The following is a 12,523-nucleotide window of genomic DNA, read 5'->3' on the forward strand; positions in this document are numbered from 1 at the left end:
GCCGTCAGCGGTCCGGGAAGGATCGCGCGCGGCGGGGGTCCTTCCCGGTGGACACGTCACTCGGCCGCGGGCGCCGGTTCGACCGGGAAGAAGATCGGGCTGAGCAGATATCGCGCGCGGTCCGGCGTCGGCTGGTTGGACAGCAGGGGCAAGAGCACGCGCCGCAGCTCGACGATCATCTTCTCCAGTTCGTCGCGGCTGAGCCAGACGGCGTGCTGCCGGTAGCCGACGAGGTCAGCCGCCGGGTCGGCGTTGCCGCGGTCGAGGTAGGCGTTGAACTCGGCGACCAGCACGGCCATCGACGTGGCGAACACGCGCCGATGGTCGTCGGGGGACAGTGCCGCGGCCGCGTCGGCGTCGACGACGACCCGATCAAGGCGGAGCCGGTAGCGGCGCTCCACCGCGCCGCGCACGCGCCGCTCGTCGGCCACCTCCAGAATCCCGTTGGTGGCGAGCAGGTCGACGTGCCGGTAGATCATGGCCTTCGAGGTGTCGGGGATGCGGGCGCACAGTTGAGCGGTGGTGAGTTCGCGCCCGCCGCGCATCGCATGCACGATCCGCAGCCGCACCGGGTGCGCCAGCAGTTCCAAGGTGTCCACCTGGCAACCGTCTCACGTCCATGGGGCAGCGGGTGACCCGCGGCCGGCGAGAGGGCCGGCCAAGGGTCGCCCCGATTCCGCGGCGAACATAATCCGAAAAGGACCTGATCGCCCTCCGGGGAGATCGCTCGCATACGCGCGGAAGTTCGCGGAATTTACGTTGCCGTAACGCATTGACGTGACTTTGAACTCGATGCATTCTGGCTACTGCCTGTCCCAGTGCGGTGCGTTGCCGTGGCGAGGGCCGGGCGGCGCTGAGCCGGGTGCTTCTGGGGGGCCTGGCCGTTGACGGTCGCGCCAAGGGGGGCGGCTACCGGGACGACGGGGATTTGCATCACCGCGGTTCTTCCCTGCTGTCGAAATCATTTTCCCTACCTGGGACCGGACGGTTTCACCTGTACGCGATGCGGCGCGCTGCCCGCTTGCCGTAAATGGCGCGCGCCCCCGATTCGGAGGTTTTTCATATGCGCGTCGGCGACAGCCTGCCCAACTATCAGCTGCTGTTCGGGGGAATGGATTTCCGGCCGGGTGACGAGGCGCGGACGGTGAACTCGCCGGCGGCGTACCTGGCCGATCTCCTGCGACTGCTGGACGAGGAGGTCGACGCCGGCGGGGCGCGGCTGCACGAGCGGCGGCCCGACATCCGGGAGATCCCGCTGGACGCGGCGCACACCACCACCGAGCTTCCGTACATCGACATCGTGGTCGAGATCCTCGAACGGCTGGCGGGGCCGGACCCGTACGAGCGCATGAAGACCATGCCCTTCCCGTTCGACAAGCCCTTCAACCTCGCCTACGAGGAGCTTGGAACGTTCCTGAAGAGGCACCGTGTCGGGCGCGAGGAGGTCCCGCGGCTGTTCGGGGCGCAGGCGGCAGAGCTGGCGGCGCAGTTCCTGGGCCTGTCGCCCGAGGTGGTCGGCATGGTGACGACCGCGCGGCCGCGGGAGGCCGAGCTGCGGGCGTCGTTCCAGATCGGCAAGGACGAGCAGCTCGGCGTGCTGGCGGACGCGGCGCGGCTGTGCCGGACGGCGGGGCTGTCGGAGGTCGAGCTGACGCAGGTCCTCGGCGCGAAGTTCGTCGGGCAGGGCGGCTCGGCCGTCAGGTCGGTGGACGGGCGGCTGAACCTGCCCGGGGGAGCCGAGCTGCTCGCCTGGCTGGACCGGTTCAACCGGTTCGTCCGCCTCGCCCGGCGGACCGGGCTGTCGTTCGAGGATCTGGACCTCGTGCTGAGCGGCTGCTGCGAGAACCGGCTGGACGCGGCGGCGCTGGGCGTGCTGGCAGCGGCCGTGCACGTCAGCCGCTCGCTCGGCCTGCCGATGGACGTCACGGTGAGCCTGGCCGCGCCGATGCCGGCCGAGCTGGAGGTTCGTACGTTCGCCGGGGTCACGGTCGCCGAGGGCCTCAGGATCGGGGCCGCGGAGCTGGAGCGGCTGCGGGCGCGCTTCGGCGAGGTCGCCCCGGGCGAGACCGGATTATCGGCGCTGCACCGGGCGGCGCGGCTGATGGCCGCGCTGGGACTCGCCGCGGACGAGCTGTTCGATCTGCTGCGGCTGCTGGACGGGTCGATCGCGGTGCCGTTCGCGACGCGGCGCACGACAAGCGACTGCCGGCGGATTCTGGCCGCGCCGGACGCGGGGTCGGGGCTGTGGCTGGCCCAGGCGTTGCCGCTGGTGGTGCGGTGGATGCGCGACGGCGGGCTGTCGGCCCAGGACCTGGCCGAGTTCGCGGGCGGGCCGAGGCCGGGCGCCGAGCCCGGCGAACCGGCCGAGGGCGAGGAGGAGTTCGCCGCCGCGCTGGGCCAGGCGTTGGCGCAGGTGGCGCCGGGGCCGCGGATGTTCGTGTCGGACCGGTTCAGCGAGCGCGCCTCCCGGGCCATCTGGGACGGGCTGGCCGAAGGGGAGCCGTACGGGGCGCTGATCGGGATGGCGCAGATCACGCCGTCCGACTTCACCGGGCTGGGGCTGGGCGACCGGCTGGCTGTGAAGATCTTCACCAACCTGGTCCTGCGCGGCAACCTCACGGCGGACGGCGAGCTGGTCGAGGTCCCGTCGGAGCTGGCCACGGACTTCTCCCCGTACCGGGACAAGGTGGCGGAGCTGTTCGGCGACCTGGGCGACATGTGCTACCCGTCGCACCTGGAGGAGCTGACCGGGCTGTCGATCGCGCAGCGCGCCGAGCTGTACGACAACCTGATCTACAACGACTACATCGACGCCGAGGGCGTGGTGCTGAACGCCGCCATCGGCGAGCTCAACGCCGACCTCGGCGACGTCGCCGACAGCGTGATCGAGCTGATCAGGGCCGGCGGCGACGCCTACCTGAAGGAGCCGCTGAAGATCGAGCTGGGCGCGGCGCCGGACGGGCTGCTGGAGAACCTGAAGTACAACGGGTTCATCGACGGCGACGGCAACTACCGCGACAAGGAGGCGGTGACCGAGCTCGCGGCGGAGGACTTCGCCCTCGCCGCCGAGTTCGAGCCATACAAGGCGGACATTCTGGCGATCATGCAGGAGCAGGTCGCCGAGCTGTGGGCGCAGGTCTGCGTCTTCCCGCCGGAGGCCTTCGTCGAGATCGCCGAGCTGGCCGTCGCGCGGCGGATCATCGACGCCGGTGGGCTGGACCGCTACGATCCGGTCGTCGAGGAGCGGCTGCGGACCATCGCGGAGGAGCAGCGGCCCTACCGGCTCGACCGCGAGGCACTGATCGCGCTCGGGCTGGGGGACGCCGGGGCGCAGGCCGTGCTGGACACGCTGATCCAGGGCGGGGACCTGGACAAGGGGCTGGCCTTGCCCGAGGACCGGCTGCCGTTCTTCGCCGAGCCGAACAGCGTGGTGGAGTTCTACCTGCCGGCCATCGCGGACTACAGCGCGCAGGTCTTCGGCCTGCTCAACGAGATTGCCGTGGCGACTCAGGACGGGGTCGAGGAGATCGAGGCGGTGCTCGCCGCGCAGGAGGAGGCGCAGGCGGCGGCGCTGCTGGCGGTCGCGCAGGACGCGCTGGGCGTGCCCGTCCCCGTCGTCACCGCGATCTGCGCCGGCGTCGGCGCCGAGCTGACCGATCTGCTGGAGCCGCCGACGACGGCATACCGGCGCATCAGGGCGTTCGCGCGGCTGGCCGCGAAGCTGGGCATGGACGAGCGGCGGGTCGCGCTGGCCTTCGGCGACCTGCGGCTGGCTGCTCGCTATCCCGAGCCGCTGGCGCTGCCGGCCCAGGCCGACGGCATCGACGCGGTGCTGGAGAGCGCGGACGGCGACGTGTACGTGTTCCGCGGCGAACGGTACTGGCGCTTCCACGAGGGGAGACCGACCGGCAGCGCGCCGCTGACCGCGCTCGCGGCCGGGCTGACCCGGGTGGATGCCGCGTTCCGGCACCCGTCGGGGGCCGACTGGCTGGTGAGCGGCTCGCGGGCGTACGTACGCGAGCCTGGCAGCACGCGGTGGGTGGCCCACGAGCAGATCTGGGGGCGGTTCCGGGACGAGTTCGCGGGCGGCGGGAAGATCACGGCCGCGCTGGTGGACGGCGACGGGCGGACCTACCTGTTCTGCGGGGACCAGTACGTGCGCTACTCCACCGGGAACTTCAGCGTGGTGGACGAGGGGTTCCCGCGGCCCGCGGAGGAGTTCGGCGAACCCGGGTTCTTCGGACGGGACGGGGAGTTCCACGCGTTCGGCGACGCGGCGGAGTTCTGGCGCGGGCCGGCCGCCGACGAGGAGGGGCCCGGGTTCGACGGGCAGGGCTTCGACGGGCTGGTGGACGCCGCGTATGCCGACCCCACCGGCGTGTACGTCTTCCGCGGCGACCGCGTCGTCCTGCACACCGCGTCCTTGGAGAACGAGGGCGCGCAGGCCGACGACGGCTACCCGGTGAAGATCGAGACGCGGTTCCCGGGCGTGCCGGCGGAGTTCGAGAGGGACATCGAGGCGGCCTTCGCCGACGCCGGCCGCGTGGTGCACCTGTTCAAGGACGGCCGTACCGTCGCGCTGACCGGGGACGCGCGGATCGTGCCGACCGTGCAGCGCTGGGGGAACATGCCGGCCGCGTTCCCCAGTGGCCGGGTCGACGCCGCGTTCGTCGGCCTGGACGGGCGGACGTACCTGTTCAGCGGCGACACCTACCTCCGCTACTCCGGCACGGACTACTCGCGCGTGGACCTCGGCTACCCACGCCGGATCGCCCCCGACTGGGGCGGCCTGACCAGCGTGAACGCCGGCTTCGTGCTGGACGGCGAGACCTACCTGTTCGGCGGTGGGCGGTTCGTGCGCTACTCCACCGGGGACTACACCAAACCGGACGAGGGCTATCCGCAGCCGCTGCCGGGCAACTGGTGGAACCTGCCGGACACGTTCGGGCCGGAGGTCGACGCGGTCTTCACCTCGGCCGAGGGGCGGACCTATCTGTTCCGCGGCGACCGGTATGTCGAGTTCGACGCGAGGCGGCGCTGGTGGTCGGCGCCGCGGAAACTGGCCGAGCAGTGGGACAGCGTGCCGTTCGCCTCGGTGGACGCCGCGTTCGTGGGGCGCGACGGGCGCACCTACATGTTCTGGGACGGGCAGTACGTGCGCTACTCCAACGGTGACTACAGCCGGGCCGACGACAGCTATCCCGCGCCGGTGGCCGCCTTCTGGGGGCGCACGCGCAACAACCTGGCGCGCACCGGGCGGGTGGACGCGGCGTTGCAGCTGGACGGGCACACCTATCTGTTCTCCGGGGACCAGTTCATCCGCTACACCGGCACCACGCCCGACCTCGGGTATCCGCGCGCGCTGGCAGACCTCAAGGAGGAGCCGCGGCTGGGCCGGCTGACGGTGGAGCTGGACGCGGTGGACGCGGCCTTCGCCGATCGGGGCAACGTCTACCTGTTCCGCGAGCACACCTGTCACGTGGTGTCCGACGCGCTGCACCGGACGTACGACGTGCCCGATGTGTCGTGCGCCTTCGTGGCGGACGGGCAGCTGATCGTCGAGGGGGCGGGCGGCTGGCGCCGGCAGGGGTCGGTGGAAGGGCTGGGCACGGTGACCGGGCCGGCCCGGCCCAGGCTGCTGCGCGAGCTGCCCGAGCGGTTCCGGACCGGCCTGGACGCGGTCCTGTACGGCACCGACGGCGTCACCTACGTGTTCAAGGGCGACGCCTGCTACGACACGCTCGTCGATCGCGAGTATCCGATCGCCGAGGCGTGGGGCAGGCCGCGCCGGCTCGGCGCCGTCGACGCCGGGTTCACCGGGCGCGACCGGCGGACCTACCTGTTCAGCGGCGATCAGTACACGGTGGACGGCGGGCGGCCGCACGACACCGCCGCCGCGTGGGGCGGTCTGACCAGTGTCGCGATCGCCTACGTGTGGCAGGAGTCGACCTATCTGTTCGAGAAGCCCGACGAAGATGGGTTCATGCGGTACGTGGTCTACTCGGGCGACGACTACGCCGCGCCCGATCCCGGGTATCCGCAGGTCGCCGACGCGTCGTACTGGAACGCCGACGAGGTGCCGCGGGCGGTGCTGCCGGTGGGTGACACGCTGGTGCTGCTGGCCGGGCTGACGTACACGCTGCCCGACGGGTCGGCGCCGCGGCCCATCGGCCGGCTGTGGCGCGGCTTCGAGGGCACGCTGACCAGCGCGTACGTCGGGGGCGACGGAGCGACCTACTTCTGCTTCGGCGAGCAGTACCGGCGCTACGCCGACGGCGCCTTCGGGCCGCTCACCAGCCCGGCGGGGGAGTCGTTCGGGCGGGTGGACGCGGCGTTCACCTGGGCGGGGCGCACGTACCTGATCAGCGGCGACCGGTACGCGCGCTACTCCACGGAGGAGTACGCCTACGCCGACCCCGGCTACCCCAAACCCATGTCCCGAAATTTCAGGAAAGAGTTTCCGGGGCTGGCCGAGTCCTTCGAGGACGCCCTCACCGCCGCGGACGCCAGGATCGACGCGGCGGTGACCGGGCGGCGCAGCCTGTACCTGTTCATGGGCGGACGCTGCCACGTGGTCTCGGCCGGCCAGGAGGCGGTCCTGGACACCGCCTTCGCGTCCGGCCACGAAGCCGGGTACGAGGCCGAGTACGAGGACCTCGCCGGACGGACCCGGCCGCTGGGCGGCCCGCTGGACGCCGCGCTGATCGTCGGCGAGCGCACCTACCTGCTGTCCGGCGGACGCTACAGCCGCTACACCGGCAACGAGTACACCCGGCCGGACGAGGGCTACCCGCGGGCGATCTTCACCTGGCTCGCGGACGACCTCGGCGTGCCGCCCCTGCCCGAGGAGTTCCGCGACGGGGTGGACGCGGGTTTCGCGGGGAACGGCATCCATCTGTTCGCCGGTACGAGCTACCTGCGGGCCGACGCCCCGGACACGCCACGACCGGCGTGGGGGCGGGTGCGCAACGCGTTCGACCGCGCGGTGGACGCGGTGGTGGCCATCGGGGACGAAATCTACGCCTTCCGCGGCGACCAGTACGTCCGCTACACGATCGAGCCGGACACCCCGGCGGACGACGCGCTGCCCGTCGTGCGGGCGGGCGTCCTGGATCTGGCCGACCCCGGCTTCCCGCGTACGATCAAGGACGACTGGGGAGCCGTGCCGACCGCCTTCGAGGCCGGCGTGGACGCGGCGTTCACCCTGGCCGGACGGCTGTACCTGGTGCGCGGCGGCGAGTACGTCAGCGGGGCCGGCCTGGTGCGCGCGATCGCCGAGGGCTTCGCCGACACCGCCGACCACCGGCTCGCCGACCTGTTCACGATCATCCGCTTCGCCGCGCTCGGCCCGGCCCCGGCCGACGCCCTGACCGCCGCGGACGAGGACCCGTACAAGACGATGGCGGCCCTGTTCGGCTGGGACGTGGCCGAGCTGATGTGGGCGCAGCGCACCATGCCGTCGGAGTCGAACATGAGCTTCGTGCTGGCGGCGCGCGAGCTGTTCGCGCTCGCGCGGAAGGCCGGCGTGCCGCCGTCCAGGCTGCCGGGCCTGACCGGCGAGCGGGACAGCGGCCTGCGGAGGGACGCGCTGCTGTCGGTGGTGCTGGCGGCCGACCCGGACCTGGCGGACTCCACCGACCTGTTCGACCGGCAGCTCATCGACGTCGACATGGGCGGCCAGGGCGTCACCTCGCGCATCCGCGAGGCGATCGCGGCCGTGCAGCTCTACCTGCACCGCTGCCAGCTGGACCTGGAGCAGGCCCCCGGCCTGGCCGACCCGAAGACGCGGGCGCGGCTGCGCCGCTGGTGGTCGTGGATGAAGAACTACCGGGTGTGGGAGGCCAACCGGAAGGTCTACCTTTACCCCGAGAACTACCTGCGCCCCGAGCTGCGCGACACCAAGACGCCGGGCTACGCCGACCTGGAGAGCGACCTGCTGCAGAGCGGCGTCACCTCCGCCACCGCGCAGCGCGCGTACAAGCGCTACCTGGACGAGTACACCGAGGTGTCCCGGCTGGAGATCGCCGGCGGGTACGTGGACGCCGCCGACGCGGGGGCGCGTGACCTGGTCCTGTTCGGCCGCACGCGCAGCGATCCGCGGCGCTACTACTACCGTACGGCCACCTTCCGGGACGGCGACAAGCTGTCGGCCACCTGGCGTCCCTGGCAGAAGGTGGACGTGCGCATCGACGCCGACCGCGTCCAGCCCGTGCGGGCCTTCGACCGGACCTTCGTGTTCTGGGCCACCGTCGAGGACCTGCCGCCCGAGCGGACCGGCACCACGAGCATCGCGGTCGTCGAGTCCGGGAACACCCAGCAGGTGACCGCGCCGACGCGGCACGCGGTCAAGATCTACTTCTCGTACGTGAACCTCAACCAGGAGTGGATGCCCGCGCAGCTGCTGGCCACCGGGGCGTCGACGAACAACCCGATCCTCGGCGTCACCCTCGCGGTGCGGCCCGGTTCGCTGGCCGGCGGCGACCACCAGGCGATCACCGTCTCGTACGTGGCCACGACCACGGGCGGCCCGATGGGCACGTCGTACGCGCTCACCCCCGAGCTGTACACCGTGCCCGTGCCCGGGATCGCCGTGCAGCCGCCCACGGGAGACGTGACGACGATCTTCGACGAGCCGGGCGAAATCGACCCCGCGTCGGTGATCTGGTTCAACCGGCCCGCGGGCTTCGGGATCGGCGAGGGGTCCTGGTTCAGCGTGGACCACAAGGGCGGCAGCTTCCTGTGCCGGCCGATCATGCCCGCGGAGGAAGAGCCGGCCGCACTGGCGCCGATCAAGGGGGCCACCGGCCTGCCCAACTGGGTCCGCGTGGACGCCGCGTTCACGCTGCCCGACGGCACGCGCTACTTCTTCAACAACAACCGGGGCGGCCGGTTCACCCGGATGGCGCCGGGGTCGAACACGGCGGAGAGCAGTAAGTACATCTCCTGGCACTGGGGTCTCACCGAGCCGCTCCGGCCGTCGGATCCGTCGCGCCCGTCGAGGGTCGAGCCGGACCCGGACCCGGACGCCGAGCCGGACATCGTGGCCTCGGCGGCGCCGTCCCCGTCGGGGCAGGGCGGGTCACGATCCGACGCTCCCGATCGGCACGGCCCTCCCGGGCATGTTCCTCCGGGCAAGCCCGTCTCGTCCGACGGGCCCGGCTGGACCTCGGTGAACGCGGCGTGGGTCGTCGACGACACGTACCTGTTCATCACCAGCGGCACCCAGGTCGCCCGCTACACCCTTGGCCCGGGATACAGCATTCCCGAGGTGATGGACAGGGGATACCCGCAGACGCTCACCCACACGATCGACGCCGTCTTCCGCGGCTACGCGATCAGCGGCACCGAGTACGCCAGAGTCGGCGAGTGGTCGTGGCGGCCCCTCGCCGGCAACTGGGGCGAGCTGCCCGCCGGGGTCACCGGCGCCCTGGAGACCGGCACCGACGTGTACTTCTTCATCGGCGACCAGTACGCCGTGTACGCCAAGGGCGGAGCCGTCCCGCGCCCGTACGAGTACACCGAGGTGCCGCACGACATCGTCCGGCTCACCACCAGCACCGCGTACAAGCTGAACCAGCGCCTGCTGGCCGGCGGCGTGCCCGCGCTGCTGGACCCCTACACCCAGGAGACCGACGAGCTGCCCGCCTTCGACACCGAGAAGTCCGACGCCGTCACCATCAAGGTCCGCAAGGAACGGGTGAAGGCGGCGTGGCTGCCCGGCCGGTCCCACCTGGACTTCACCAGCGCGAACGGCATCTACTACTGGGAGATCTTCTTCCACGCCCCCCTGCTGATCGCGCAGGCGCTCAACGCCGCGCAGCGCTTCGACGAGGCGCGGACCTGGTACGAGTACATCTTCGACCCCACGCAGCCGGGTCAGCCGTGGCGGTTCCTGCCCTTCCTCGGCGCCGACCCGGCCGCGCTGGCCGACGCGCTGCGGGCGTACGGGGATCCGGGACTCGCCGGCGCGATCGCGCTGCTCGACTCGCTGGTGCCGGTCTTCCGGGGCGGCGCGGCGCTCACCGATGTGCAGCGCAAGGATCTGGCCGCGCTGTCCGCGCTGCCGTCCAGCGAGGAGCTCGCGATCGCCATGGAGCTGCCCCGCGTGTACGACGTGACAGGTGACGTGGACAGCCTGCGGGAGGCGTACCGGGATGATCCATTCGATCCCCACGCGATCGCGGCGCTGCGGCCGGTGGCGTACCGGCGGGCGGTGGTCACCGGGTACATCGACAACCTGCTCGACTGGGGCGACCAGCTCTACCGGCGCTACACCCCGGAGAGCGTGGACGAGGCGCGGATGCTGTACATCTTCGCCTACGACCTGCTCGGGCGGCGTCCGCAGGAGCTGGGACCGATGCCTCTGGACGCGACCATGAGCTTCGCCGAGCTGGAGAAGGTCTCGGCCGAGGACGAGCTGTTCGGGGAACTGGCCCGGGTGCACGCCAGCATCGGGCACCCCTACTTCTTCGCGCCGGTCAACGCCATGCTGCTCGGTTACTGGGACCTGGTCGCCGACCGGCTCACCAAGATCAGGGCATCGCTGGACATCATGGGCATCAGCCGGCCGCTGCCGCTGTTCGAACCGCCCATCGACCCGATGACGCTGGTCGCGGGCGCGTACGCGGGCGAGCTGGACGGCGTGTCCGCCACGCCGGCCGCCGAGGTGCCGCAGCACCGCTTCGCCTACCTGTACCGCAGGGCGCAGGAGCTCACCGATCGCGTCTGCCAGTTCGGCGCCGGCCTGCTGGACGTGCTGGAGCGCAGCGACGCCGAGGCGCTCAGCATGCTGCAGTCCACCCAGGAGGCGGGCATCCTCGAGCTCACCCGCGCCGTCAAGGAGGCGCAGATCGCCGACGCCGAGGAGACCCTCGCCGCGCTGCAGACCGGGCTGGCGGGGGCGCGGGGACGCATGACCCACTTCCAGCAGGTGATCGACGCCGGCGTCACGCCGCTGCAGGCCGCCCAGCTCGCCATGATGGCCGCCGCGTCCACCGCCCATCTGACCTCCAGCGGGCTGCGGATCGGCGCCTCCATCGCGCACGGCGCGCCGCAGATCCTCATCGGCCCGTTCATCTTGGGCACGATGGAGGGCGGCGACGAGATCGGCGACGCCCTGGACAGCGTCGCCGGGGTCGCCGAGTCGCTGGGCGAAGGGCTGTCGGTCCTGGGCGAGCTGCTCGGCGTGCGCGCGGAGCAGGAGCGGTCCATGCAGGACAACCAGCTGCAGCTCGCCATCGCCACCAATGAGGCCGCCCAGATCGAACACCAGGTCGCGAGCGCCGAGGCGCGGCTGGCCGGCGCGCGACGCGAACTGGACATCCTCCGCCGGCAGATCGCCAACCAGGAGGCGGTGACGGCGTTCCTGCGGGAGAAGTTCACCGGTGCCGACCTGTACCAGTGGATGTCGGGCCGGCTGGCCGGGCTGTACTTCCAGACGTACGGGATGGCGGCCGACCTGGCCCGCGCCGCGGAACGCGCCTACCAGTACGAGCGCGGCGCCACCGGCAGCGTGATCACCTCCGCGCACTGGGACAGCAGGCGCAAGGGGCTGCTCGCCGGGCAACTCCTCGCGCACGACCTGGACCGGCTGGGACAGGCGTACGCGGCCGGGGAGTGGCGCCGCCTAGAGATCACGCGGCAGGTCTCGCTGCTGGAGCTGGATCCGGTGGCGCTGCTCACGCTGCGTACGACGGGCAGTTGCGAGTTCGCGCTCACCGAGGACTTCTTCGACCGCGACTTCCCCGGCCACTACCGGCGCCAGATCCGCACCATCGCCGTCGCGTTCGTCGGCGCGGACGGGGCGACGCTGCCGCTCAACGCCATGCTCGGCCAGGTCACGCACCATACCGTGCTCACCCCTGACCCGAAGGGCGTGCAGTACCTGCTCGCCCCGACCGGGACGCCGCCGGGCAGCGTGCGTACCGACTGGCGGGCGGGCCGGCAGATCGCGCTGTCGCAGCCGCCCGAGGGCTGGGAGAACAACGGCCTGTTCGAGCTGCGCTACGACGAAGACCGCTACCTGCCGTTCGAGGGCACGGGCGCGGTCTCCACCTGGCGCCTCACGCTGCCCGGCCTGCGCTCCGCCGACCATCCCGCCGACCTGTACGACGCCAGGATCACGCTGCGGTACGAGGCGGACCACGGCGGCGAGACGTTCGCGGCCGGCGTGAAGGGGCTGCTGCAGCCGTACGACGCGGCGCGGTTCATCGACGTGGCCGTGGAGTTCCCCGAGGAGTGGGAGTCCTTCACCGACACCCTCACCATCCCGCTGTCTGCCGCCCTGCTGCCCGACCTGTACAGCCCGCAGATCACCGGCATCTATATGGCGTACGACCTGGACACGCCCGGCGCCGCCCAGTTCGCCGTACACGGAAACCCCCTGGTCGACGGCCGGCTCCTCCCCACCCCCGGGCTCCCGGCGACCGCTCCGCTGGCGCTCACCTTCACCGGTGACCGCACCACCCTGCGCGGTCTGAGACTCGCCCTCCTCTACCGCGCCCGCTGACCAGGACGGACCACG

The 12,523-nt window shown here is 71.8% G+C and carries 2 protein-coding genes; one reads left to right on the forward strand and one right to left on the reverse strand.

From position 1 onward, the window contains the following. Window positions 1-56 precede the first annotated feature (56 nt). A complete protein-coding gene (locus tag ACFKCF_RS32135) occupies window positions 57-599 on the reverse strand; it encodes a helix-turn-helix domain-containing protein (RefSeq protein ID WP_394499008.1) in 543 nt (180 codons plus the stop codon). A gap of 464 nt (window positions 600-1,063) precedes the next feature. Here ACFKCF_RS32135 and ACFKCF_RS32140 point away from each other — a divergent pair, with 464 nt between their 5' ends. Next, the gene (locus tag ACFKCF_RS32140) at window positions 1,064-12,508 is read left to right on the forward strand and encodes a hemopexin repeat-containing protein (RefSeq protein WP_394499009.1); all 11,445 of its coding nucleotides are present in this window, start codon (window positions 1,064-1,066) and stop codon (window positions 12,506-12,508) included. Window positions 12,509-12,523 lie beyond the last annotated feature (15 nt).

This window comes from Nonomuraea sp. JJY05, from assembly GCF_043496855.1.
Taxonomy (GTDB): domain Bacteria; phylum Actinomycetota; class Actinomycetes; order Streptosporangiales; family Streptosporangiaceae; genus Nonomuraea.